The organism is Bradyrhizobium sp. 139 (assembly GCF_023074175.1).
GTDB lineage: Bacteria > Pseudomonadota > Alphaproteobacteria > Rhizobiales > Xanthobacteraceae > Bradyrhizobium.
In genome coordinates this window covers 272,159-295,762 of sequence record NZ_JADPKS010000008.1, presented here as the reverse complement: position 1 = coordinate 295,762, position 23,604 = coordinate 272,159, and the positions used below count along the sequence as shown (strand labels likewise).

Annotated in this window: 23 protein-coding genes; 18 read left to right on the top strand and 5 right to left on the bottom strand. The window is 63.5% G+C overall.

Annotation, left to right across the window (positions count from 1 at the left end):
* The first annotated feature begins 79 nt into the window (after positions 1-79).
* The 6 genes from IVA80_RS02330 to IVA80_RS02305 all read left to right on the top strand — a co-directional run bounded on the left by IVA80_RS02330 (position 80) and on the right by IVA80_RS02305 (position 5,020).
* Positions 80-982: a branched-chain amino acid ABC transporter permease gene (locus IVA80_RS02330; protein WP_247425262.1), complete on the top strand. Its 903-nt coding sequence runs from the start codon at positions 80-82 to the stop codon at positions 980-982.
* On the top strand, positions 979-1,995 hold the full coding sequence (locus IVA80_RS02325; RefSeq protein ID WP_247425261.1) for a branched-chain amino acid ABC transporter permease: 1,017 nt from the start codon (positions 979-981) through the stop codon (positions 1,993-1,995). The genes IVA80_RS02330 and IVA80_RS02325 overlap by 4 nt, the downstream gene beginning before the upstream one ends.
* Before the next feature lie 2 nt (positions 1,996-1,997).
* Positions 1,998-2,753: an ABC transporter ATP-binding protein gene (locus IVA80_RS02320; RefSeq protein WP_247425260.1), complete on the top strand. Its 756-nt coding sequence runs from the start codon at positions 1,998-2,000 to the stop codon at positions 2,751-2,753.
* Positions 2,750-3,463 (top strand): ABC transporter ATP-binding protein, encoded by a 714-nt coding sequence (locus tag IVA80_RS02315; RefSeq protein ID WP_247425259.1) that lies wholly within the window; start codon positions 2,750-2,752, stop codon positions 3,461-3,463. Before IVA80_RS02320 ends, IVA80_RS02315 begins: the two co-directional genes overlap by 4 nt.
* Positions 3,464-3,631: 168 nt before the next feature.
* On the top strand, positions 3,632-3,850 hold the full coding sequence (locus IVA80_RS02310; protein ID WP_247425258.1) for a hypothetical protein: 219 nt from the start codon (positions 3,632-3,634) through the stop codon (positions 3,848-3,850).
* 111 nt (positions 3,851-3,961) lie between these two features.
* Entirely contained in the window at positions 3,962-5,020 is a 1,059-nt protein-coding gene (locus tag IVA80_RS02305; protein WP_247425256.1) for a putative sulfate exporter family transporter, read from the top strand.
* A 130-nt stretch (positions 5,021-5,150) separates the two neighbouring features.
* Here the strand turns inward: IVA80_RS02305 and IVA80_RS02300 are convergent, their stop codons facing one another.
* The 5 genes from IVA80_RS02300 to IVA80_RS02280 all read right to left on the bottom strand — a co-directional run bounded on the left by IVA80_RS02300 (position 5,151) and on the right by IVA80_RS02280 (position 9,850).
* Positions 5,151-6,023 carry an ABC transporter ATP-binding protein gene (locus IVA80_RS02300; protein WP_247425254.1) on the bottom strand — a complete coding sequence of 291 codons (873 nt, stop codon included), beginning with the start codon at positions 6,021-6,023 and terminating at the stop codon, positions 5,151-5,153.
* Positions 6,020-6,856: an ABC transporter permease gene (locus IVA80_RS02295; protein ID WP_247425252.1), complete on the bottom strand. Its 837-nt coding sequence runs from the start codon at positions 6,854-6,856 to the stop codon at positions 6,020-6,022. Before IVA80_RS02295 ends, IVA80_RS02300 begins: the two co-directional genes overlap by 4 nt.
* Positions 6,857-6,927: 71 nt before the next feature.
* Entirely contained in the window at positions 6,928-8,355 is a 1,428-nt protein-coding gene (locus IVA80_RS02290) for an ABC transporter substrate-binding protein (protein ID WP_247425250.1), read from the bottom strand.
* A gap of 182 nt (positions 8,356-8,537) precedes the next feature.
* Positions 8,538-9,311: a Crp/Fnr family transcriptional regulator gene (locus IVA80_RS02285; protein WP_247425248.1), complete on the bottom strand. Its 774-nt coding sequence runs from the start codon at positions 9,309-9,311 to the stop codon at positions 8,538-8,540.
* 242 nt (positions 9,312-9,553) lie between these two features.
* On the bottom strand, positions 9,554-9,850 hold the full coding sequence (locus tag IVA80_RS02280; protein WP_247425481.1) for a gamma-butyrobetaine hydroxylase-like domain-containing protein: 297 nt from the start codon (positions 9,848-9,850) through the stop codon (positions 9,554-9,556).
* Positions 9,851-10,055: 205 nt separating this feature from the next.
* On the opposite strand from IVA80_RS02280, the gene IVA80_RS02275 reads away from it, so the two are divergent.
* The 12 genes from IVA80_RS02275 to mmsB all read left to right on the top strand — a co-directional run bounded on the left by IVA80_RS02275 (position 10,056) and on the right by mmsB (position 23,535).
* Positions 10,056-10,829, top strand: coding sequence for a ferredoxin--NADP reductase (locus IVA80_RS02275; protein WP_247425247.1), 774 nt, complete (start codon positions 10,056-10,058; stop codon positions 10,827-10,829).
* A 101-nt stretch (positions 10,830-10,930) separates the two neighbouring features.
* Positions 10,931-12,673, top strand: a complete 1,743-nt coding sequence (locus IVA80_RS02270) for a fumarate reductase/succinate dehydrogenase flavoprotein subunit (RefSeq protein WP_247425245.1) — start codon at positions 10,931-10,933, stop codon at positions 12,671-12,673.
* A gap of 34 nt (positions 12,674-12,707) precedes the next feature.
* A complete protein-coding gene (locus tag IVA80_RS02265) occupies positions 12,708-12,941 on the top strand; it encodes a ferredoxin family protein (RefSeq protein WP_008141081.1) in 234 nt (77 codons plus the stop codon).
* 2 nt (positions 12,942-12,943) lie between these two features.
* A complete protein-coding gene (locus IVA80_RS02260) occupies positions 12,944-13,921 on the top strand; it encodes a HEAT repeat domain-containing protein (protein WP_247425243.1) in 978 nt (325 codons plus the stop codon).
* Between the two features lie 79 nt (positions 13,922-14,000).
* On the top strand, positions 14,001-15,173 hold the full coding sequence (locus tag IVA80_RS02255; protein ID WP_247425242.1) for a fumarylacetoacetate hydrolase family protein: 1,173 nt from the start codon (positions 14,001-14,003) through the stop codon (positions 15,171-15,173).
* Between the two features lie 598 nt (positions 15,174-15,771).
* Positions 15,772-16,548, top strand: a complete 777-nt coding sequence (locus IVA80_RS02250; protein ID WP_247425240.1) for a FadR/GntR family transcriptional regulator — start codon at positions 15,772-15,774, stop codon at positions 16,546-16,548.
* Positions 16,545-17,471: a Gfo/Idh/MocA family oxidoreductase gene (locus tag IVA80_RS02245; RefSeq protein WP_247425231.1), complete on the top strand. Its 927-nt coding sequence runs from the start codon at positions 16,545-16,547 to the stop codon at positions 17,469-17,471. Before IVA80_RS02250 ends, IVA80_RS02245 begins: the two co-directional genes overlap by 4 nt.
* Positions 17,472-17,473: 2 nt before the next feature.
* Entirely contained in the window at positions 17,474-18,553 is a 1,080-nt protein-coding gene (locus IVA80_RS02240) for an aldose epimerase family protein (RefSeq protein ID WP_247425229.1), read from the top strand.
* Entirely contained in the window at positions 18,553-19,431 is an 879-nt protein-coding gene (locus tag IVA80_RS02235) for an SMP-30/gluconolactonase/LRE family protein (protein WP_247425479.1), read from the top strand. Before IVA80_RS02240 ends, IVA80_RS02235 begins: the two co-directional genes overlap by 1 nt.
* 73 nt (positions 19,432-19,504) lie before the next feature.
* Positions 19,505-20,578 carry a multiple monosaccharide ABC transporter substrate-binding protein gene (chvE, locus tag IVA80_RS02230; RefSeq protein ID WP_247425227.1) on the top strand — a complete coding sequence of 358 codons (1,074 nt, stop codon included), beginning with the start codon at positions 19,505-19,507 and terminating at the stop codon, positions 20,576-20,578.
* A gap of 192 nt (positions 20,579-20,770) precedes the next feature.
* Positions 20,771-22,348: a multiple monosaccharide ABC transporter ATP-binding protein gene (gene mmsA, locus IVA80_RS02225; RefSeq protein WP_247425226.1), complete on the top strand. Its 1,578-nt coding sequence runs from the start codon at positions 20,771-20,773 to the stop codon at positions 22,346-22,348.
* On the top strand, positions 22,345-23,535 hold the full coding sequence (gene mmsB / locus IVA80_RS02220) for a multiple monosaccharide ABC transporter permease (protein ID WP_247425224.1): 1,191 nt from the start codon (positions 22,345-22,347) through the stop codon (positions 23,533-23,535). Before mmsA ends, mmsB begins: the two co-directional genes overlap by 4 nt.
* Positions 23,536-23,604 lie beyond the last annotated feature (69 nt).

Below are 23,604 nucleotides of genomic sequence, written 5' to 3'. Positions count from 1 at the left end.
GCGGAGACGGATCGCCGTCTCTGCCGGCTTCGTTTGGCTCTCCGCGCCTTATCAGGCGCGCCGCAATGAAAGTGCTCCCGTGGATCTTGACGCGCTTGCCGGCTGCCTCTCCAGCTCCGCCTGCCTGGTGACGCAGACCACCAGCGGCCTCATTATCGGCATGCTGCTGTTCCTGGTCGCGGTGGGGCTGACGCTGATCTTCGGTGTGCTCAAGATCGTCAATTTCAGCCACGGCGCTTTCTACATGTTCGGCGCCTATTTCGCGATGACGGCCTATCAGTTCACCGGCAGCTTTGCGCTGGCGATGCTCGCTGGTGCAGCTGGCACCGGCATTCTCGGATTGGTCTTCGAGCGCGTCTTCATGAGCCGCGTCTACGGCGCGGACGTGCTGATGCAGCTGCTCGTCTGCTACGCCTTCGTGCTGATCTTCGATGACGTGGTACGGTTGATCTGGGGGCCGGAATTCAAGTCGATGGGCATGCCGGCCGCGTTCCAGGTGATGCCGTTGTTCGTCGCCGGCGGCGTGGTGCCGCCTTACTATCTGCTGCTGATCGGTGTCGCGCTCGTCGCGGCCATCGTGCTCGGCATTGGACTGTCACGCAGTCGCATCGGCAAGGTGATCCGCGCGGCCGCGCACAATCCCGGCATGGTGTCCGCGCTGGGCATCAACACCGGCCTGATCTACGGCGGCGTGTTCGCGCTTGGCGGCATGCTGGCAGGCCTTGCCGGCGCGCTCGCCGCGCCCGTGCGTTCGCTGACCCCCGGCATGGGATTCTCCGTTCTGATCGAATCTTTCATCGTCACCGTGATCGGCGGTATGGGCTCGATCCTCGGTGCGCTGATCGGCGCGCTGCTGCTCGGCCTGATCCGCTCCTTCGGCTCCCAGGGCTTTCCGTTGTTCACGGAAGGCCTGATGTATCTGTTCATGGTGATCGTGCTGGTCTCCAAGCCCACCGGCCTGTTCGGCAAGGAGGCGGCATGACCGAGCTGGAGGCCGGTCGCGCCGAGAGGCTGCCGGTACGCAACGGTGCTGTGCTTCAACGCTATCGCGACGTTCTGATCGCGCTGATCGCCTTTGCCGTGCTGGCGAGCCTGCCAATGTTCACGGGCAGCAAGGCGCTGCTCGATTTCGTCATCCGCTGCTCCGCCTATGGCCTGTTCGCGACCTCCCTCAATCTGCTGGTGGGCTATACCGGCCTGATCTCGTTCGGCCATGGCATGTTCTTTGGATTGGGCGCCTACGGTTACGGCCTGATCATGCAGCGGCTCGGCGTGCCGATCCCCGTGGCCTTCGTCGCCACGCTTGCGATCACCGCCGTCGTCGCAACCGTCATCGGCGCGATCTGTGTGCGTCTGAAGGAGATCTACTTCGCCTTCGTCACACTCGCTTTCCAGATGCTGATCCACTCGACCATCCTGTCCTGGGCCTCCTTCACCGGCGGCGACCAGGGTCTGCGCGGCGGCATTCCGCGTCCGGTGTTCCTCGGCATCGATCTTGCCAACCACGTCCATCTCTATGTCGCGAGCTGCGCGCTTCTGATCCTCGGTCTGCTCGCGATGCGCCAGATCGCGCAGTCGCCGTTCGGCTACACGCTGCGCATGATCCGCGACAACGCCGCCCGCGCGAGCTTTCTCGGCATCGACGTCTGGCGCGCCAAGCTCACCGTCTTCGTGCTGGCGGCGCTGTTCGCATCGATGGGCGGCATGGTGATGGCGCTGTTCGTTTCCGGCGCCTATCCGGAGTTCGCCTATTGGACCATTTCGGGCGAGGGCATCTTCATCAATATGCTCGGCGGCGTCTCGACTTTCCTGGGGCCGATGGTCGGCACCGTCCTGCTGCTGCTGCTCAACGACACCGTGACGCGCTTCACCGAGTACCACGGCATCGTGCTCGGCGTGGTCATCCTGTTCTTCGCGCTCGGTTTGCGCAAAGGCTTGCTGGATTTCGTCGCCGACTGGTTCGCGCACCGGCGCGGCGCAGGCGAGGGCCGCTAGCGATGCTCGAGATCCGCAACCTTGCAAAATCCTTCGGCGGCGTGAAGGCGACCAACGATGTCTCGCTCGACTTTCCCGACGGCTCGCTCACGGCGGTGATCGGTCCGAATGGTGCGGGCAAGAGCACCTTCTTCAACCTGATCACCGGCGCGCTGAAGCCGGATTCCGGCCAGGTGCTGCTCGACGGTGTTGATCTCGCCGGCCGCTCGCCGCCGGAGATCGTGCGTCACGGCATCGGCCGCGCCTTCCAGGTCGCCAGCATCTTCAAGTCGCTGACGGTGCAGGAGACCATGCTCGCCGCCGTCAGCGCCGACCAGCGCTCCTCTGCGGTGCTGCACAAGCGCTTTCCGCTGCCTGAGACGCGCGACCGCGCCGAGCATGTGATGGAGCTGCTGGGCCTCGCCGGCAAGCGCAACCGCCCCGCGGCGACGCTGTCGCATGGCGACCAGAAGCTCCTCGATATTGCGCTCGCTCTGGTGCTCGAGCCAAAGGTGCTGCTGCTGGATGAGCCGACCGCCGGCATGGGGCCGGAAGAGCGCTGGCGCATGATCGACAAGGTGCGCGAGCTCTGGGAGCGCGAGAGGATCACCGTCGTCTTCATCGAGCACGACATGGATATCGTGTTCAAGATCGCGCCGAAGATCGTCGTGCTCTGCTACGGCCGCATCCTCGCGACCGGAACGCCCGACGAAATCCGGAGCAACAGCGCCGTGATCGAGGCCTATCTCGGCACCGAACATGCGGGGGCGGCCACATGAGTGCGACCGTTATCGAAGTCGCTGATCTCGACGTCTATTACGGCACCAGCCAGATCCTGTTCGGCGTCGCTCTGTCCGTGCGGCAGGGCGAGACCATGGCGCTGCTTGGCCGCAACGGCGCCGGCAAGTCGACGACGATGAAAGCGATCATGGGCCTGGCGCCGCCGCGGCGGGGCAAGGTGAGCCTGCGCGGTGCGGTGATCTCCGGCCGGAAGCCTCACCATATCGCGCGCGCCGGGCTCGGCTTCGTTCCGGAGGATCGCCAGATCTTTCCGGAGCACAGTGTCGAGGACAATCTCGTCATCGGCCGCAAGAAGGGACCGGACGGCCAGGACGAATGGCCGATCAAGCGCATCTATGATGTCTTTCCGCTGCTGGAGCCGCTGCGCCATCGCATCGCGGGGAAGCTCTCGGGCGGCGAGCAGCAGATGCTTGCCATCGCGCGCACCTTGATGGGCAATCCGGCGCTGCTGCTGCTGGACGAGCCGAGTGAGGGGCTGGCGCCGATCATCGTGCAACGGATCGGCGAACTCTTGCGCCAGCTCCGCAGCATCGGCTCGACCGTGCTGATCGCCGAGCAGAACATGCATTTCTGCCTGGGGCTGGCGAGCCATGCCACGGTCATCGACAAGGGCCAGATCGTCTATGCCGCGGGAATCGACGAGCTGAAGGCCAATGAGGCGATCCGGCGGCGCTATCTCGCGCTTTAGCCGGGGCCCCGGGGCGTCCAATCCGGCTAAAAGAAGAAAACTATTGCCCCGGGTTCGTCCGGCGGAAGGAGTATCCCCGTCGAGGGACAAAAACGCCAATCGCTTCCATTGCCGTTTGGGGCCGAAACGACGACATTCCATTCAGAACTTGATGGATTGGCGCAAGCTATGGAACGCACTGGTTTCGAACCCTTCGGCGAGCAGCTGGCATCCGCAACGGACGCCCAGCCGCAGTCGCGCGCCTCAAAGCTGCTGCTGCGGGCCGGCACCACGGTGTTCTGGTCACTGGTCGCCGGCATCGTGCTGGCGCGTGCGGCCTTCTTCGAGCCGGGCGTCTATGACGGCTTCAGTCGCGTGGCCTCGCTCGCCAAAAGCCTGATCTTCTGAGTCCGTTTATTCCGGGTTGAGGATGGAACTTCCCTCGGCCCTGATATGTCGAAAACTTATTTCCCAATCGGACGCTGCTGCGTATAAATCTTTCTCCTCTGGGAGAGATTTGTGTCGCAGAATCAAGCATCCAGCCCGGCCGACGCCAAGCCAACCACTGCCGCGAGCCGTATGGCGGCGCTGATTCCGGGAATCGTCCTGTGCATCGCAGTGGCCGGTATCTCGGCCTTGCTCGAACGGGCCGAACTGGGCGTCTTCGAGCACCCCTATGTCGAGGCGCTGGTGATGGCGATCCTGCTCGGCATGGCGCTGCGCAGCTTCTGGAAACCGGCGCCGCGTTGGCAAGCCGGCATCGCCTTCAGCGCCAAACAGCTGCTCGAGGTCGCAGTGATGCTGCTCGGGGCCTCCATCAGCTTTGCCGCGATTGCCGCCTCCGGCCTCGCGCTGCTCGCCTCGATCGCAGCGGTGGTGGTGGTCGCGCTCTGCGTGTCCTTCGGTCTCAGCCGTATGCTTGGCCTGTCGACGCGGCTCTCGATCCTGATCGCCTGCGGCAACTCCATCTGCGGCAATTCGGCGATCGCCGCCGTGGCGCCGATCATCGGCGCCAACAACGACGAGATCGCATCCTCGATCTCGTTCACGGCCATTCTCGGCGTGATGATGGTGCTGGGGTTGCCGCTCCTGATCCCGCTGCTGCAATTGTCGGCCACGCAATATGGCATTCTCGCCGGCCTCACCGTCTACGCGGTGCCGCAAGTGCTGGCGGCGACGGTGCCGGCGGGGCTCGTCTCGACGCAGATCGGCACGCTGGTCAAGCTGATGCGCGTGTTGATGCTGGGGCCGGTCGTCGTCGGCCTGTCGCTGGTTGCGTCGCGCTGGCAGACCGATGCGAAGAAGACCAACGTCGGATTCTTCCGCCTCGTGCCGTGGTTCATTCTCGGCTTCCTTGCGCTGGCGACCCTGCGCTCGCTCGAGATCGTGCCGGGCACGGTGGTGGTTCCGATAACGCGGATCACGGGTTTCCTCACCGTCGTGTCGATGGCCGCTCTTGGCCTCGGCGTCGACGTGAAGGTGCTTGCTAATGTCGGCGGCAGGGTGACGGCCGCCGTGACGCTGTCGCTGATGCTGCTGCTCGGCATCAGCATCGCATTGGTGCATTGGTTCAAGTAAGGGGCGCGAAACTCCCGTAGGGTGGACAAAGGCGCGAAAGCGCCGTGCCCACCAATCGTCTCAGCGTGCGACCAAGATGGTGGGCACGCTTCGCTTTGCCCACCCTACGAAATCGCGTGTCCCGGGTGAATCAGATCACATCCGCCAGCGAAGCCCCGTGCAGCTCGATGTTCAGCCCCTGCAGGCCCATATCGCTGATCTCGCCGCCCATCGCCTTGATGCTTTCCTCGCGGATCAAGGACATCAGTCCGCGGCGCAGCGCCAGAAATTCCGACGACATCATCATCGATTGCTGCCGCGGCCGTTCCAGCGGAATCGGAATCTCTGCCTTGATCGAGCCGGGGCGCGCGGTCATGCAGTAGACACGGTCGGAGAGGAAGATCGCCTCGTCGATGTCGTGGGTGACGAACAGCACCGAGATCTTCAGCCGCTGCCACATGTTGGTGAGGATCTGCTGCATGATGACACGGGTCTGCGCGTCGAGCGCGCCGAAGGGTTCGTCCAGCAGCAGCACCTTTGGTCCCGTGGCGAGCGCGCGGACGATGCCGACGCGCTGCTTCATGCCGCCCGACAGCTTGTCCGGATAATGTTTTTCGAACGCCTCGAGACCCGCAAGTCCGAGCAGCGTGCGCGCGGCGCGTTCGCGCTGCGAGCGCGGCATGCCGCGCATCTTCAGGCCGAACTCGACGTTCTCCCGCACCGTCTTCCACGGAAACAGCGAGTATTGCTGGAACACCATGCCGCGCTCGGCGCTGGGACCGTTGACCTTCTCGCCGTCGACGGTGACGATTCCCGTGGTCGGCTTGAGAAAGCCCGCAACCGCATTGAGCAGCGTCGACTTTCCGCAGCCGGAGGGGCCGACGATCGAGACGAACTCGCCGGGTTTGACGTGGATCTGCGTGTCAGTGACGGCCTCAACCGGTCCCTCGATGCTGTCGTAGCTGAGGGAGAAGTTTCTGACAGCGATATGGCCCTGCGGAGCTTTGGTCAGGATCTCATTCATTTCAGCCTCCACGGCATCACCAATTGCCCCGCACCCCTGATGAGCATGCTCGACCCGAGCCCAAGCACACCGATCGCGATCATGCCGAGCGCGATGTCGGCATACTGGACCAGCGAATAGGCCTCCCAGGTGAAATAGCCGATGCCGTATTGGCCCGAGATCATCTCGGCCGCGATCAGCGACACCCAGGCCACGCCCATGCCGACGGTGAGGCCGGTGAAGATGTGCGGCAGCGAGGCCGGAAAATACACCTCGCGAAAGATCGAGCGTTCGCGCGCGCCAAGGCATTGCGCGGCGCGCACCAGCACGGGATCGACCAGCGACATGCCGTGCAGCGTGTTGACGAGGATCGGGAAGAACGAGCCGAGGAAGGTAATGTAGACGATGCTCTGCTCGTTGGTCGGCCACAGCATGATCGCCATCGGCACCCAGGCGATCGCCGGGATCGGCCGCAGCACCTCGGCGACCGGGAAGATGATTTCATGCACCAGCTTGAAGCGGCCCATAATCAGGCCGAGCGGCACGCCGACGATCGCCGCGAGCGAAAAGCCGATGAAGATGCGCCGGCAGCTCAGCGCAATGTGCAGCAGGAATTTGGGATCGTGGATCGCCTTGGTGAAGCTCGCATAGACGGCGAGCGGCGAGGGCACGTTGGTGAAACGCACGAAGAACACGACGCGATAGGTCGTTAGCAGGTGCCAGACCAGCAGGAAGGCGAGCAGCGAGACGATGCCGATCGCGGTCGCGCGCAGGCCGTCGCGGTTGATCCGATACCAGCGCAGCACGAGCGTGCCGAAGGAGGGCGGTGATGCGGGTGTGGTGGAGGCGGGCATAGCGCTTGCCTCCGGGATTGCGCTTGCTGCCGGCATGCTGTCCTCGGAATGTCTGAGGATGGCGGGACTGCTCACGTCTTGCCTCCGCTGACCGCTGCTTTCACTGCGTCGTCGAATCCGAGGACCTTGCCGTTGATCTTGGCGGCGTAGGCTTCCGCTTCCTTCTTGAGCAGGAACGGCGCGACGTCGCCATTGCCGACCGCGAAGAAGGCCTGGTCGGCGAACAGCTTGATGCCGCGGGTGGTGTCGAAGACGTAGGCGACGTTGATCTTCTTGCCCTTGGCCTTGAATTCGGCATAGGCCCCGAGCGTGCAGGCCGCGGATGCGAACGGCAGGATGCCGGTCTGGTCGACCCAGACCTCGCCGGCCTTGCGTGGATCGGTGATCGGCTTCTTGCAGAAGGCGTCTTCGCCGGAGATCTCGTAATTCTTCGTGCTGCCGAGCTGCGCGTCATAGTCGAGCTTCATCTCGGCATAGGCCTTGCGGATGTAGCTGTCGTCGACCCATGTCTTCGGATCGAACTCCTTCATGCGGCCGAGATTCTGTAGCACCTTGACGTCGGCGGTAGCGGCATCGATCAGCGCCGGCTTGACCGTGGGATCGGTGGTCATGTTGCCGCTGGGGCCGAGGAAGATGTAGACGACCTCCTTGTTGATGCCGGTCCATTCCTGGATTTTTTCTGCAGCGAGCTTGGGGTCGTCGCGCAGCCACTGATTGGCGGCGGTGACCGCCTTCAGGTAGGCGACGACGACTTCCGGATATTTCTCCGCGAAATCGGTGCGGACCACGATGCCATGGAACGTCGGCAAATTGGTCTCGACCCCGTCAAAGATTTTTCGCGCAAAGCCGCGGAACGGCAGCAGTTCGGCGAAGGGCACGAAATCGGCATGCGCGTCGATCTTTTTCTCCTGGAGGTTGGTCGAGCCGACCTCCGGGCTCTGGCTGACGAGCTGGAAGAAATCGGAGGCGTAGCCGCGGTCCTGCATCGCCTTCAGCACCATGCCGTGCGCGGCGGAGCCGAAGGGAACGCTGACCAGCTTGCCCTTGAGATCGGCCAGATCGTAATAGGGTGAATCTTTGTGGACGACGATGCCGTTGCCGGAGCCGGACAGGCTGTAGGCCGCAATGCCGATCAGCCGGCTCTTGCTTTCGGGATTGGTGTCGAAGGTGAAGCCGTTCACGATCAGCGGATAGTCGCCCATCATGCCGATCTGGAGCTTGTTCGCCATCATTGCATTGGTGACGGGCGGACCGGACGTGAAATTCTGCCACTCCAGCTCGAATTTGATGTTGGAATATTTACCGTCCTTGGGCAGATATTTTTCGAGGAGATGCAACTGGCGGATGACGACGCCGGCGGTCACCGTGTTGGTCGTGGTGTCCTGCGTTCCGATTCCGAGCGTGACGGTTTCCGCCGAAGCCGGCTGCGCGAGGAGAAGCGCAAGCGACGTCACCGATATCGAGATCGAGATCGAGAGCGTGGAAAGATGGCGGACCATTCTCATCCTCATTCGGTTGGATGTGCTGTGGTTGCCATGATTGGGTGAGGGCTCGGGCAGGGCAAATCCGGAATGAGCGCCGCAGTCGATTAGTTGCCGGGAAAAGCTGATTGCATACTCCTTGGGCAGTCCTGCACTATAAAGCCGCTTGCCTGTGCACCGAGGCTGGTCGCTGTCCTCCTTCAGTCAGCTCCTTGGCCGCGCATCTCTTCCAGCACGTCGGGCCGGCACACCACGATCTGCGAGCGCTTGGTCAGCACGGTTCCCTTCTCCTGCATCCGCTTCAGGCTGATCGTGACCCATTGCCGGGTCGCGCCGACCATGTGGGCGATGTCGGCATGGGTGAAGGCCGCCGCGATCACCCGGCCGTCGGCATCTTCGACGCCGTAGAGGTCGACGAGATGCAGCAGCAGATGCGCAAGCCGCTGCGTGATCGATCGCGTTCCCAGCATCTGGGCCAATGCCGAGTAGCACTTGCCCTTGAAGGTGAGGCCCTCGATCAGGCCGATCGCGAGGTTCGGGATCTCCACGGCGAGCGTGCGCAGTTCCTTTCCGGGCAGGTGCACGACGCTGCAATTGCTGGATGCGACGCCGGACCATTGATGCACGGTGCCCTCGAACACTTCGGGGCCGCCGACGAAATTGCCGACATGCCAGTAGGCGAGCGTGATCTCGCGCCCGAGCGGTGAGGTGTAGAACACGCGGATGCGGCCGCTCTCGATCAGCCAGATGCCGTCATGCCTGCCGCCCTGGCTGAACAGCGTCTGGCCGCGGTTGAGCACTTTTCGCCGGCCCTGCTTGAGCACCAGCTCCCGATCGCGCTGGCTGAGCTTGTCCATCAGCGGCGGCGGTCCGCCGATCCATTGCTGGTTCTCGGTGAGCAGCAGCGAGGAACTGCCGGCCGGCCGGACCGTTGCCGGAACCGTCCCGCGAACCACATTGGCCGCCTGCAACATCATCCGCCTCCGGAACGTTGAAATCGTTCTAAAGAGGAGCAATGTCCGTGCCAGATGGGGGAGGGAGAGGGCGACCGGCGCCCTTGTCGCAGGGCGGCGCCACACACTCCAGTGTCATCGCCCGACTTGATCGGGCGATCCAGTATGCCGCAACAGTCGTCGTGAGCCCCGAAGCCTCTGGAATACTGGATTCCCCGCTTTCGCGGGGAATGACGGCGGAGCAAGAGGAACGTCCAGCCGTCCTAACGCCCCGCCAAGCTCAGCAGATACGGCTTCGGATAGATCCCCCGATTGTGCCCGTCCGAAAACGAGATGTTCAGCCCATATCCGAGATCGCCGATCTCGGTGATCGCGATGCCGAGAAAGCGTTCCGGAAAGCGGCCGTCGAAGCGGGCGCGGGTGCAATGGGCGCATTTGCAGGAGAGGCGGAGTTTTTCGGCGGGTACGGTGAGAGTGTCGTCCTGCGTGGTGCGGACGAGAAGTGACGCCAGGTCGCCGCTTGCTTCATAGTCGGCCACGGTCGGGGCCACCAAGGTCATTGTCATGACGTATCTCCGAACTCCCTTCTACGTCAGCGCAGGCGCTGCTGAATAGCAACTAATTGCCAGCGCGGCGTGGCTGTGTGCCTGCTCTTCAATCACCGCCCGCAAAATGTGAAACTAATCGACCGGGAATTTCACTTCCGCGTTGCCGGACTCTCCTCTCTCCGAAACCTTGTGTGCCATCGAAGGCCAAGGAGAGACCATGAGCGCATTTCAGCAGGAAACGGTTTTGTCGGTCCGGCACTGGACCGAGTCCCTGTTCAGCTTCACCGCGACGCGCGATGCCGGCTTCCGCTTCCAGAACGGCCAGTTCGCCATGATCGGCCTGGAAGTCGAGGGCAAGCCCTTGATGCGCGCCTACAGCATGGCGAGCGCCAATCACGAGGAGGCGCTCGAGTTCTTCTCGATCAAGGTGCAGGACGGTCCGCTGACCTCGCGCCTCCAGAAGATCCGGGAAGGCGACATCATCCTGGTCGGCCGCAAGGCGACGGGCACGCTGATCACCGGCAATCTCATTCCCGGCAAGCGCCTGTTGCTGCTCTCGACCGGCACCGGGCTTGCGCCGTTCGCCAGCCTGATCAAGGACCCCGACGTTTACGAGAATTACGAGACCATCGTGCTCGCCCATGGCTGCCGTCAGGTCTCCGAACTCGCCTATGGCGAGCAGCTTGTCGACGGTCTGCGCAATCACGAATTCTTTGGACCCCTGATCCGCGACAAGCTGGTCTATTACCCGACCGTTACCCGCGAGCCGTTCCGCAATCGCGGCCGCATCACCGATCTCATCTCATCCAACCAGCTCTTCGACGACATCGGGCTATCAGGCCTCGATATCGAGACCGACCGCATTATGCTGTGCGGCAGCCCGGCGATGCTGGAGGAACTCCCGGCGATGTTTTCCGCGCGCGGCTTCATTGAGGGCAATCACGGCCAGCCCGGCCATTTCGTCATCGAAAAGGCCTTTGTCGAGCGCTGAGGGCAAATCGCGGCCCGGCGACAACTAATTGCTATCGCCGGAAAGCCACCTGAACAAATCTGATGCAAAGGCGCCGACTATCGGCGGACCAGGAGCAAGCGATGGCACTAGATCAGATCGTCGACGGACTTTCGGAGGTTTCCTGCGACGTGCTCGTCATCGGCGGCGGCACCGCTGGCCCGATGGCGGCGCTGAAAGCGAAACTGAAGAATCCGAAGGCCAATGTCGTCCTGCTCGAAAAGGCCAACGTCAAGCGCTCCGGCGCGATCTCGATGGGCATGGACGGCTTGAACAACGCCGTCATCCCCGGCTACGCGACGCCGGAGCAGTACACCAAGGAAATCACCATCGCCAATGACGGCATCGTCGACCAGAAAGCTGTCTATAAATACGCCCAGAACTGCTACAAAATCGTCGAGGAGCTCGACAGTTTCGGCATCCGCTTCCTGAAGAACGAGAACGGCGACTACGCCGTCAAGAAGGTGCATCACATCGGCAGCTACGTTCTGCCGATGCCGAACGGCGAGACCGTGAAGAAGGCGCTGTATCGCCAGCTCCGCCGCGCCCGCATCCTGATCTCCAACCGCTATATGGCGACGCGGCTGCTCAAATCGTCCGACGGTCGTATCGCCGGTGCGATTTCCGTCAACACCCGCACCGCCGAGATACTGGTGATCAAGGCCAAGGCCGTGATCCTCTGCATGGGCGCCGCCGGCCGCCTCGGTCTGCCGACCTCCGGTTACATGTTCGGCACTTACGAGAATGCCGCCAATTCCGGCGACGGCTACGCGATGGCCTATCACGCCGGCGCGGCGCTCGCGAACCTCGAATGCTACCAGATCAATCCGCTGATCAAGGACTATAACGGCCCGGCCTGCGCCTATGTCGCCGGTCCCTTCGGCGCCTTCACCGCCAACAACGAGGGCTCGCGCTTCATCGAATGCGACTACTGGTCCGGCCAGATGATGCTGGAGTTCTATAACGAGCTGTTGTCCGGCAAGGGCCCGGTGTTCCTGCAACTGAAGCATCTCCATCCCGACACCATCGCCGAGATCGAGTCCACGCTGCACAAGGTCGAGCGTCCCACGCGCGGCTTGTTCCAGCAGGGGCGGGGCGTCGACTATCGCAGCGAGTCGATCGAGATGCACATCTCCGAAATCGGCTTCTGCTCCGGCCACAGCGCCTCCGGCGTCTTCGTCGACGACAACGCCCGCACCACCGTGCCAGGCCTCTACGCCGCCGGCGACATGGCGAGCGTGCCGCACAATTACATGCTCGGCGCCTTCACCAACGGCTCGGTCGCCGGCATCGACGCCATGGAGTTCGCCGACAGCCACGATTTTGCGGAGTTCGATTCGGCCGATGTCGCCAGGGAGCGCGACCGCGTGCTGGCGCCAACGAAGCGCGAGGACGGCATTCCGCCGAACCAGGTCGAGTACAAGACCCGCCGCCTCGTCAACGACTATCTCCAGCCGCCAAAAGTCACGCGCAAATACGAGCTCGGCATGCGCCGCCTCGCCGAGGCACGCGAGGACATGCAGAAGCACATGATCGCGCGCAACGCGCACGAGCTGCTGCGCGCGCTCGAGGTGCAGTCGATCATGGATTGCGCGGACATGGCGGTGCATGCCTCGCTCTACCGCGAGGAAAGCCGCTGGGGCCTCTATCACTGGCGCACGGATTTCCCGGAGAAGGACAACGAGAACTGGTTCTGCCACACCCTGCTGAGCAAGCGGGACGGCAAGATGACCAGCGAGAAGCGTGCGGTGGAGCCCTATGTCGTGCCGATCGCCGACGACGAGAAGGATCTCTACGACAAGCAGCGCATCCGCGCCACCGCCTGATCCACCGCCAGCTGCAAGCAACAGGAGACCAACGATGCCTCTCGCTTCCTATCAGACATCGGTTCCGGTGGTCGTCGACGACGCCAAATGTATCGCCGACAAGGGGTGCACGGTGTGCGTCGATGTCTGCCCGCTCGACGTGCTGCGCATCAGCGACATGACCGGCAAAGCCTACATGGCCTATGACGAGTGCTGGTACTGCATGCCGTGCGAGGCCGATTGCCCGACCGGCGCCGTCACCGTCAACATTCCCTATCTCCTGAGGTAGTCATGTCGAGCCCGTTCGAATCCTACGACGATCTCGACGACGCCGACGAGCGGTTGCAGGCCGCCGATCCCGCCGAGCGCCGCGTCGCCATCATCGCGCTCGGCCACTCCGGCGATCCCGCGGCCGTGGGCCATCTCGCGAACTTGGTCGCCGATCCCGACGCGGGCGTGCGCCAGCAGGTCGCAATGGCGCTCGGCGAATTCGACGGGCCGGAAGCCGCGAGCGCGCTGGTGAAGCTGCTGGTCGACCCCGAAAGGATCGTGGCATCGGCAGCTGCCGACGGCATGGCCGAGTTCAAGGATCCCGCCTGCGCCGACATCATCCTGCCGCTGGTCAAGCATGCCCACGCCTTCGTCCGCATGGGCGCACTGCGTGCGCTGAAGGAACTGCGCTGCAAGGACACGCTGAAGCCGGCGCTTGAAGCGCTCCAGGACTCCGACGCCGCCGTGCGTGTGCAGGCGATCGGCGTCATCGGCTTCCTGAAGCTGGAAGAATCCATTCCAGCGCTGACCGCGTTGATCAACGATCCCGACGCGCATGTGCGCCGTGCCGCCGTGAGTGCATTGGCCTTCTCGCAGTTAAAGCCCGCGGCGGAAACGATCACCCGGGCGCTGAAGGACACCGACTGGATGGTCCGCGAGATGGCGGCGGAGACGCTGGGGCTTAACGTCAATGGCGCGATTGCCGCCGATCAACTGGTCGCGTGCCTTGCCGACGAGTTCTGGCAGGTGCGGCTGAAGGCGATCCGCAGCCTCGGCAAGATGAAGGTCGAGCGCGCGGTGCGGCCGATCGGCAATTGCATCAACCACGACCAGGCCAATTTGCGGAAGGAGGCGGCCGCCGCGCTTGGCGAGATCGCGCATCCCGACGGCGAGGCGTTCCTGGCCGTCATCGCCGACGATTCCGATCCCGACGTGCGCAAGAACGCGCGGTGGGCGCTCCAGCAGATCGCGGCCCGAAAGGCCCGGGCAGGGGCATAGCTGCGAGACAGGCTGCTGCTCTGGACTTCCAGAGCCAGGCGTTTATTGGTCTTGGCCAAGAAACAGCGAGGACGCAGCCATGACGACACTGACAGCCAAGGATCTTCTCCCTGAGGACGGAATGCGGGGAACATTGGCGGGCCGCGTCTGGCTGCCGCAGGCGAACGGGCCGGCTGTGGTCGCCGTGCGGGCTGAAGGCGTCTTCGACGTCACCGCGAAATTCCCGACCGTCAGCACGCTCTGCGAGGAAGACAATCCGGCCAAGGCGCTTGCCGCGGCCAAGGGCGAACGTATCGGCGATATCGAGGCCATCGTGGCCAACACGGCGCCTGATCAGCGCGACCGCCAAAAACCATGGCTGCTCGCGCCGGTCGATCTCCAGACGCTGAAGGCGGCCGGCGTCACTTTCGCCATCTCGATGCTGGAGCGCGTGATCGAGGAGCGGGCGAAAGGCAATCCGGCCTCGGCCGAAGCGATCCGGAAAGAAGTGACGCGGCTGATCGGCGACGATCTGTCGAAGCTCAAGCCGGGCTCAGACCAGGCGATGCACTTGAAGCAGGTGCTGATCGACCAGAACGCCTGGAGCCAGTATCTCGAAGTCGGCATCGGCCCGGATGCCGAGGTCTTCACCAAGGCGCCGACCTTGTCCTCGGTCGGCACCGGCATGGATGCCGGGCTGCATCCGAAATCGACCTGGAACAATCCGGAGCCCGAACTGGTGCTGTTCGTCTCCAGCCGCGGCAAGATCGTCGGCGGCGCGCTCGGCAACGACGTGAACTTGCGCGACTTCGAAGGACGCTCGGCACTGCTGCTGTCGAAGGCCAAGGACAACAACGCCTCCTGTGCGATCGGCCCGCTGCTGCGCCTGTTCGACGACAGCTTCTCGCTCGACGACGCGCGCAAGCTCGACATCAGCCTGAACGTGAAGGGGCAGGACGGCTTTGTCCTCGACGGTCATTCCTCGATCAGCAAGATCAGCCGCGATCCGACCGATCTGGTCGAACAGACCATCGGACCCGTGCATCAATATCCCGATGGCTTCGTGCTGTTCCTCGGCACGATGTTCGCGCCGGTCAAGGATCGCGATGCGCCGGGGCAGGGCTTCACTCACAAGCGTGACGACATCGTCACGATCGCAGCGCCGCAACTCGGCAAGCTGGTGAACCGCATGCGGACCAGCGACGAGTGCGAGCCCTGGACCTTCGGCATCGGCGCGCTGATGAAGAACCTCGCGCAGCGGAAGCTGATCTAGGGCTGGCTTTCTTCACCTCGCCCTGCTTGCGGGGCGAGCTCGAATTTGCGCAAAGCGCAATTCGGGTGAGGGGAAGTCACCGCGAGTCGATTTGGTCGACATAGGCCGAGTTCTATCGACACCGTCATTGCGAGCGTAACGAAGCAATCCAGAATCTTTCCGCAGAGGGACTCTGGATTGCTTTCGCTGCGCTCGCAATGACGAGGAGGAGGTTGCGAGTCCCACTCTCACCGGCGCTGCTGGCGCATTATTTCTTTCATCTCCCCGTTGCATTGGTGGAACAAAATCGCGTTGGATGTGTCGTTAGGCCGCCCCTCCCGGCGCGCGCCTCCCGCCCAAATAGTCAGATAATATTACTAGTCGGAACCCGTCTTCCATGAAATAGTCTCTCCCGGCGCCCGCAAAGGGCAGTCGTCGGGTGCCATGCTACCAATCGCGCCCGAGATAAACACTTGGGAGAGACGCTTGATGACCCCTAAAGCCTTGTTTGCGGCCTGTGCCACGGCCGCGTTGCTGCTCGCGCTGCCTTCATTGCCTTGCAGCAGGGGCTGGTCGCGCTCGCGCGCCGGCCGGTGACGAACAGCGCGGGAGCGGCCTCATGACATCGCGCATCGTCGTCATCCCGACGCGGCGGGCTCACTCCAACCATGCGGAGGTGGCCCGCTCGATCGGCGTCGACATCATCGCGGGCCGCTACGCGGAGGGAACGCGCCTGCCGGGCGATGCCGAGATGATCGCGATGTTCGGCGTGTCGCGGCCGGTGCTGCGGGAGAGCGTGAAGACCCTGGTCGCCAAGGGCCTGCTCACGACCAAGGCGCGGGTCGGCACCGTCGTGCGCGAGCGCGCCGCCTGGAACATGTTCGATGCCGACGTGCTGGCCTGGCATCTGGACGCCGGCATCGACAAGCGCTTCCTCAACGACCTCGCCGAGATCCGTCTCGCCGTCGAGCCGCGCGCGGCGATGCTGGCGGCTGCGCAGCGGTCGGAGGAGGATATTACCGAACTCCGTCGCAGCATGGAGCGCATGCGGCTTGAAGCCTCAGACTCGGTGGGGTTTGCCGATGCCGACCTCGCGCTTCACGTCGCTGTGGCGCGCGCGTCGGGCAATCTGTTCATGCGCTCGATCGGCCACGTCATCGAGGCTGCCCTGCGCGCCTCCTTCCTGCTCAGCGCACCGGTTGAGCCGGACGACCGCGACACCGTGCTGCTCTGGCACCAGAAGATCGTCGATGCCATCACAGCCGGCGATGCCCAGACCGCCTCGGAGGCGATGGTTTATGTCATTCACAATGGTATGCGCCGCCACGAGGGCACGGTGATCGTAACCGCGCCGGCCGAGGCGGTGCCATCCGCAGAATCTGGAGAGAGGTCGTGACTGAACTTCGCATCGCCATCGTCGGACTCGGCAAGATCGCGCGCGACCAGCATGTCGGCGCGATCGCGGCGGTCTCGGGCGCGACGCTCGCAGCCGTCGCCAGCCGCAATGCCTCGCTGCCGGGAGTGCCGCATTTCGTCACCATCGAAGACTTGCTGGAGAAAGGGCCGCACGTTGATGCGGTGTCGCTCTGCACGCCGCCGCAGGTACGGCGTGCCCAGGCTGCCGCGGCGCTCGCCGCCGGCAAGCACGTGATGCTGGAGAAGCCGCCCGGCACCGGCGTTGCCGAGCTCGATCCGCTGATCGCAATGGCGGCGAAGGCGAAGCGGACGCTGTTTGCGACCTGGCATTCGCGCTACGCACCGGCGGTCGAGCCGGCGCGCGAGTGGCTTGCCACGCGGCGGATCAGATCCGTGCACATCAACTGGAAGGAAGACGTTCGTGTCTGGCATCCCGGGCAGGGCTGGATCTGGGAGCCGGGCGGGCTTGGCGTGTTCGATCCCGGCATCAACGCGCTCTCGATTCTGACTCGTATTCTGCCCAAGCCGGTGTTTGTCACCGCGGCCGAGCTGGCCTTTCCAGCCAATTGCCAAGCGCCGATCGCCGCGAACCTGACGCTGACCGACATTGGCGGCCTGCCTGTTACCGCCGAGTTCGATTTCCGCCAGACCGGACCGCAGAGTTGGGATATCCTGGTCGAAACCGACCAGGGCCAAATGACGTTGTCCGGCGGCGGCCGGCGAATGGCGATCGACGGCAAGGCGGTTGCCGAGGCGCCCGATCAGGAATATCGCGAGCTGTACAGGCGCTTCGTCAAGCTCACCGCGACAGGCGCGCGCGATGTTGATCTGGCGCCGCTTCGTCTCGTTGCCGATGCTTTCCTGCTCGGCAAGCGCATGATCGTCGAACCATTTGGGGATTAGACATGGCTGGCTCAAAGACAATGGAAAAAGACGTCTTCGGAACGCTGCCGGATGGCCGCAACGTCGAGCGTATCGTGTTGCGCGGGGAGGGCGGGTTCGAAGCCCGCATCATCACCCATGGCGCAGTGATCCAGGCGCTCATCGCGCCGGACGCCAAAGGTGGTTACGACGACGTCGTGCTCGGCCATGATGCGTTTGCCGGCTATCTCGCCGAACGGAAGTTTTTGGGCGCGACCGTCGGCCGCTACGCCAACCGCATCGCCAACGGACAATTTTCGCTAGACGGCGAGGCGGTGCAGCTTCCCGTCAACAATGGTCCGAATGCGCTGCATGGCGGTCTCGACGGCTTCGACCGCAAGCTCTGGGAGATCGCCGGCATTGACGACGGTGCGGAGCCGGGCGTCACGCTCACCTATTCGAGTCCGCATGGCGAAGAAAATTATCCCGGCCGGCTCGACGTGCGCCTGACCTATCGCGTCACCGGCCCGACCGAGCTGTCGTTGACGATAGAGGCGCGGACCGACCGGCCGACCGTCGTCAACCTGACCAACCACAGCTTCTTCAATCTGGAAGGCGCGACGTCAGGTACACCGATTCTGGATCACAAATTGACGGTCGCGGCCGAACATTTTCTTGCCATCGATCCGACCGCGATTCCGCTGCCGGAGCCGCCGCGCGCGGTGGCCGGTACGCCCTTCGACTTCCGCGAGCCGCGGCCCGTGGGCGATCGCATCCGCGAGAGCGACCAGCAATTGCGCAACGGCAAGGGCTATGATCACACTTATTGCCTCGCGCGTGACGGCAAGCTTGGTCTTGCCGCACGGTTGGAGGCGCCGCGCTCGGGACGCATCATGGAGTTGTTCACCGATCAGCCCGGCCTCCAGGTCTATTCCGGCAACTATCTCGACGGAACGATTTCGGGGAAGGGCGGCAAGCTCTATCGCCAGTCGGACGCCATATGCCTGGAGCCGCATATATGGCCCAATGCGCCGAACCGGCCGGACTTCCCGAGCCCGCGCCTTGCGCCCGGCGAGGTCTATCGCCATCACACGGTCTATCGCTTTGCGGTGAGGACGCCATGATGGAACAGGTGCCGACGTCCGTCCTCTCGGACGATCCTTGCCATCTCGGCGAGGGGCCGACCTATGATTTGACCACCGACACCGCCTGGTGGTTCGACATTCGCGAGGGGCGGCTGTTCGAGGCGCATCTTGGAAGCGGCAGCATCCGCATCCATGCGCTCGGCCGGATGGCGAGCGCGCTCGGGCGCATCGATGCTGAACGCCAGCTGATCGTCGCCGAGGACGGTCTCTATATCCGCACGCTCGCCGACGGCGCGATGACGCTGCTCTGCCCGCTCGAAGCCGACAATCCCGTCACCCGGTCCAACGATGCGCGCGTGCATCAGTCCGGCACGTTCTGGATCGGCACCATGGGCCGCAAGGCGGAAGCAGGCGCAGGCGCGATCTACGCGTTCCATCGCGGCAAGATCTCGACGCTGTTCCCCCGTATCAGCATTCCCAATTCGATCTGTTTCTCGCCTGACGGCGCCACCGGCTATTTCGCCGATACCGCGCGCGCCGTGCTCTACGCGGTGCCGCTCAATCCGGCAACCGGCCTGCCGCGAGGCGAGCCGGAAGTTCTGTTGCGCCACACCGGCGTCGGGGGCCTCGACGGCTCAGTGTGCGACGCCGACGGGCAGATCTGGAACGCGTGCTGGGGTGCGGGCCGTATTGATGTCTACTCTCCGCAAGGCGAGCGTCTGCGCTCGCTGCGTGTGCCGGCCAAGCAGTCCAGCTGCCCGGCCTTTGTCGGCCCTGATCTGTCGCACCTCCTCGTCACGTCGGCCTGGCAGGATATGGACGCGGCAGCGCGCCTCGCCGATCCGCAAGCCGGCTGCACTTTCCTATTGCAGGCATCTGCGCGTGGCCGCGCGGAGCCTGAGGTCAAGCTCGCATAGGAGGCTCGAAGCCGCACACGACCAGCGTTCTCGACCAAACGAAGAAACAGTCTGACACCCAAGGGAGTGAAGCATGCTGAAACTGAAGACGACATTCCTCGCGCTGGCGTTGACCGGCGCTGCGACGATGGCCGCAGGCGTCACCGCCTTCGCCCAGGACAAGGCGACGGTTGGCATCGCCATGCCGACCAAATCGTCGGCGCGCTGGATCGACGACGGCAACAATATGGTCAAGGTGCTGAAGGAGCGCGGCTACAACACCGACCTGCAATATGCCGAGGACGACATCCCGAACCAGCTCTCGCAGGTCGAGAACATGGTGACCAAGGGTGCGAAAGCGCTGGTGATCGCCGCGATCGACGGCACCACGCTGTCCGACGTGCTCAAGCAGGCCAAGGCCAAGGGCATCACCATCATCGCCTATGACCGCCTGATCCGCGGCACGCCGAACGTCGACTACTACGCGACCTTCGATAATTTCCAGGTCGGTGTGCTCCAGGCGCAGTCGATCGAGCAGGGGCTCGGGCTGAAGGATGGCAAAGGACCCTTCAACATCGAGCTGTTCGGCGGCTCACCCGACGACAACAACGCCTACTTCTTCTATAATGGCGCGATGAGCGTGCTGAAGCCGTACATTGATAGTGGCAAGCTCGTCGTCGTCTCCGGCCAGATGGGCATGGACAAGGTCGCGACGCTGCGCTGGGACGGCGCCACCGCGCAGTCCCGCATGGACAATCTGCTCAGCGCCTATTACGGCAACAAGAAGATCAATGCCGTGCTGTCGCCTTATGACGGCATCTCGATCGGCATCATCTCCTCGCTGAAGGGCGTCGGCTACGGCAGCGCCGACCAGTCGATGCCTGTTATCTCGGGCCAGGATGCCGAGGTGCCCTCGATCAAGGCGATGCTCCGCGGCGATCAGTACTCGACCATCTTCAAGGACACCCGCGATCTCGCCAAGGTGACCGCCGACATGGTCGACGCCGCGCTCGCCGGCAAGCAGGTCACGGTCAACGACACCAAGACCTACGAGAACGGCGTCAAGACGGTACCGTCCTATCTGCTCAAGCCGGTCGTGGTCTACAAGGACAATTGGGAGAAGGTCCTGGTTGACAGCGGCTACTACAAGAAGTCGCAGTTTCAATAAGACTCTCTCTTGTCCCTCGCCCCGCTCTTGCGGGGAGAGGGAGCTCTCTATGGGGGACGAAACGTAGGTCCACATACTCGTCATGCCCGGGCTTGTCCGGGGCATCCACGTCCCTTCTCGCAAGCGGTGGCGCGTGGATGGCCGGGACAAGCCCGGCCATGACGACGTGGAAAAGTCCGGGAGCATGATCCGATGACCGCAATGCTGGAGATGCGCAACGTCAGCAAGAGCTTCGCCGGTGTGCAGGCACTGCGCGACGTCAACTTCTCGGTTCACGCCGGGCAGATCCACGCGCTCGTGGGCGAGAACGGCGCCGGCAAATCCACGCTGATGAAAGTCTTGAGCGGTGTCTATCCACACGGCAGCTATGAAGGCACCATTATCTTTGATGGTGAGGAGCGCCGTTTCCGCGACATCAACGATTCCGAGGCGCTCGGCATCATCATCATCCACCAGGAGCTGGCGCTGATCCCGCTGATGTCGATCGCGGAAAACATTTTTCTGTCGCATCCGCCATCCAAGCTCGGTGTCATCGACCGCGACGAGGTATACCGCCGTACGCGGGATCTTCTGGCGCAGGTCGGCCTGAAGGAATCGCCGGATACGCTGATCACCGATCTCGGCGTCGGCAAGCAGCAACTCGTCGAGATCGCGAAGGCGCTGTCCAAGCGGGTGAGAATGCTGATCCTGGACGAGCCGACCGCGAGCCTCAACGAAGCCGACAGTGCTGCGCTGCTCGAACGTCTCATGGCCTTCCGCGAGCAGGGCATCGGCTCGATCCTGATTTCGCACAAGCTGAACGAGGTCGCCCGCGTCGCCGACCACATCACCGTGCTGCGCGACGGCCGTACCGTCGACAGCATCGATTGCCATGCCGAGCCGATCGAGGAAGACCGCATCATCCGCAGCATGGTCAATCGCGATCTCGCCCATCGCTTTCCCGAGCGCAGCGCAGAGATCGGCGAGCCCGTCCTCGAGGTCGCGAATTGGTCAGTCTACCATCCAATTCATCCCGATCGGCAGGTGATCAAGAACGTCAATTTCGGCGTGAAGCGCGGCGAGGTCGTCGGCATTGCCGGGCTGATGGGCGCTGGCCGCACCGAGTTCGCCATGAGCCTGTTCGGCCGTTCGTGGGGCACCAATATCAGCGGCCGGATCCGGCTAGAGGGCAGGGAGATCGGGCTGCCGAGTGTCGCAGTCGCGATCGACGCCGGTCTTGCCTATGTCACCGAGGACCGCAAGCAGCTCGGACTGATCCTGGCCGACGACGTCCGCAAGAACATCACGCTCGCGAGCCTCGACCAGGTCGCACCGGGGCGGGTGATCGACGATATCGCCGAACTGAAGATCGCCAGCGACTACAGGAGCCGCATGCGCATCCGTTGCTCCGACGTCTACCAGGAGACGGGCCAGCTCTCCGGCGGCAACCAGCAGAAGGTGGTGCTATCGAAATGGCTGATGACCGATCCCAGAGTGCTGATTCTCGACGAGCCGACGCGGGGTATCGACGTCGGTGCCAAATACGAGATTTACTGTATCATCAACGAGCTCGCGGAAGCCGGCCGGGGCGTCGTCGTGATCTCCTCGGAGATGCCCGAGCTGCTCGGCATCTGCGACCGCATCTGTGTCATGAACGAGGGCGCCTTCGTCGGGGAGTTCAAGGCGGCGGAGGCAACGCAGGAGAAGATCATGCGCGCTATCATGCGCAACGACAGAGACTATGGAAGCAGCGCCCTTGCGGGTGCGGAGATGGGGGGATCGCAGCCATGACCGACAAGACGGTTTCGCTGCCCGAGGAGCGCCGGCACGGCAGCTTCATCAAGAACAATTTGCGCAATTACGGCATGCTGATGTCGCTGATCGCGATCATGCTGTTCTTCCAGGTCATGACTGGCGGCACGCTGCTCCAGCCGCTCAACCTCACCAATCTGGTGCTCCAGAACAGCTACATCGTCATCATGGCACTGGGCATGCTGCTCGTCATCGTCACCGGTCATATCGATCTTTCGGTCGGTTCGGTCGCGGGCTTCGTCGGCGCCGTAGCTGCCTTGCTCATGGTGACCTACAAGGTTGACTACACGCTTGCCTTCATCGCCTGCCTCGTGGTCGGCGCTGCCATCGGCGCGGCCCAGGGCTATTGGGTTGCCTATTTCAAGATCCCGTCCTTCATCGTGACGCTGGCCGGCATGCTGGTGTTCAAGGGCCTTGCGCTCGCGGTGTTGCAGGGCCAATCGCTCGGCCCGTTCCCGCCGACCTTCCAGAAATTGTCGTCGGGCTTCATTCCAGAGCTCCTTCCTGAAGCCGGCACGCTGCATCCGACCTCGATGCTGATCGGTGCGGTGCTGGCTCTGGGCCTGGTCTATGCCAGCGCCAAAAGCCGTACGCGCGAGCAGTCGCATGGCATCGAGGTCGAACCCTACGCGTTCTTCCTCGGCAAGAGCATCGTGCTGGCCTGCGCGGTGCTCTATTTCACCTATCTGATCGCGACCTATCGCGGCCTGCCGAACGTGCTGGTGATCATGAGCGCCTTGATCGCGCTTTACGGCTTCGTGACGCGTCGCACCGTGATCGGCCGGCAGATCTATGCGGTCGGCGGCAATGCGAAAGCAGCAAAACTGTCGGGCATCAAGACCGAACGGCTGACCTTCCTCACCTTCGTCAACATGGGCGTGCTCGCCGCGTTAGCCGGCCTCGTCTTTGCCGCGCGCCTCAACACCGCGACGCCGAAAGCGGGCCTCGGCTTCGAGCTCGACGTCATCGCCGCCTGTTTCATCGGCGGCGCGTCAGCCTATGGCGGAGTAGGGCGCGTCGGCGGGGCCGTGGTCGGCGCCATGATCATGGGCGTGATGAACAACGGCATGTCCATCCTCGGCATCGGCATCGACTACCAGCAGGTCATCAAGGGCTTGGTGCTGCTCGGGGCGGTCTGCATCGACGTGTATAATCAGCGGCGGTGAGGGGGCGTAGCCCGGATGGAGCGAAGCGTAATCCGGGACCGCTGCCCCGCATTACGCTGCGCTCCATGC

Excerpts from the sequence above, each read along its gene's own strand:
- IVA80_RS02325 (WP_247425261.1), top strand. The coding sequence starts at position 979 with ATGACCGAGCTGGAGGCCGGTCGCGCCGAGAGGCTGCCGGTACGCAAC.
- IVA80_RS02320 (WP_247425260.1), top strand. The coding sequence starts at position 1,998 with ATGCTCGAGATCCGCAACCTTGCAAAATCCTTCGGCGGCGTGAAGGCG.
- IVA80_RS02315 (WP_247425259.1), top strand. The coding sequence starts at position 2,750 with ATGAGTGCGACCGTTATCGAAGTCGCTGATCTCGACGTCTATTACGGC.
- IVA80_RS02310 (WP_247425258.1), top strand. The coding sequence starts at position 3,632 with ATGGAACGCACTGGTTTCGAACCCTTCGGCGAGCAGCTGGCATCCGCA.
- IVA80_RS02300 (WP_247425254.1), bottom strand. The coding sequence starts at position 6,023 with ATGAATGAGATCCTGACCAAAGCTCCGCAGGGCCATATCGCTGTCAGA.
- IVA80_RS02295 (WP_247425252.1), bottom strand. The coding sequence starts at position 6,856 with ATGCCCGCCTCCACCACACCCGCATCACCGCCCTCCTTCGGCACGCTC.
- IVA80_RS02290 (WP_247425250.1), bottom strand. The coding sequence starts at position 8,355 with ATGGTCCGCCATCTTTCCACGCTCTCGATCTCGATCTCGATATCGGTG.
- IVA80_RS02285 (WP_247425248.1), bottom strand. The coding sequence starts at position 9,311 with ATGTTGCAGGCGGCCAATGTGGTTCGCGGGACGGTTCCGGCAACGGTC.
- IVA80_RS02280 (WP_247425481.1), bottom strand. The coding sequence starts at position 9,850 with ATGACCTTGGTGGCCCCGACCGTGGCCGACTATGAAGCAAGCGGCGAC.
- IVA80_RS02275 (WP_247425247.1), top strand. The coding sequence starts at position 10,056 with ATGAGCGCATTTCAGCAGGAAACGGTTTTGTCGGTCCGGCACTGGACC.
- IVA80_RS02270 (WP_247425245.1), top strand. The coding sequence starts at position 10,931 with ATGGCACTAGATCAGATCGTCGACGGACTTTCGGAGGTTTCCTGCGAC.
- IVA80_RS02265 (WP_008141081.1), top strand. The coding sequence starts at position 12,708 with ATGCCTCTCGCTTCCTATCAGACATCGGTTCCGGTGGTCGTCGACGAC.
- IVA80_RS02260 (WP_247425243.1), top strand. The coding sequence starts at position 12,944 with ATGTCGAGCCCGTTCGAATCCTACGACGATCTCGACGACGCCGACGAG.
- IVA80_RS02255 (WP_247425242.1), top strand. The coding sequence starts at position 14,001 with ATGACGACACTGACAGCCAAGGATCTTCTCCCTGAGGACGGAATGCGG.
- IVA80_RS02250 (WP_247425240.1), top strand. The coding sequence starts at position 15,772 with ATGACATCGCGCATCGTCGTCATCCCGACGCGGCGGGCTCACTCCAAC.
- IVA80_RS02240 (WP_247425229.1), top strand. The coding sequence starts at position 17,474 with ATGGCTGGCTCAAAGACAATGGAAAAAGACGTCTTCGGAACGCTGCCG.
- IVA80_RS02235 (WP_247425479.1), top strand. The coding sequence starts at position 18,553 with ATGGAACAGGTGCCGACGTCCGTCCTCTCGGACGATCCTTGCCATCTC.
- chvE (WP_247425227.1), top strand. The coding sequence starts at position 19,505 with ATGCTGAAACTGAAGACGACATTCCTCGCGCTGGCGTTGACCGGCGCT.
- mmsA (WP_247425226.1), top strand. The coding sequence starts at position 20,771 with ATGACCGCAATGCTGGAGATGCGCAACGTCAGCAAGAGCTTCGCCGGT.
- mmsB (WP_247425224.1), top strand. The coding sequence starts at position 22,345 with ATGACCGACAAGACGGTTTCGCTGCCCGAGGAGCGCCGGCACGGCAGC.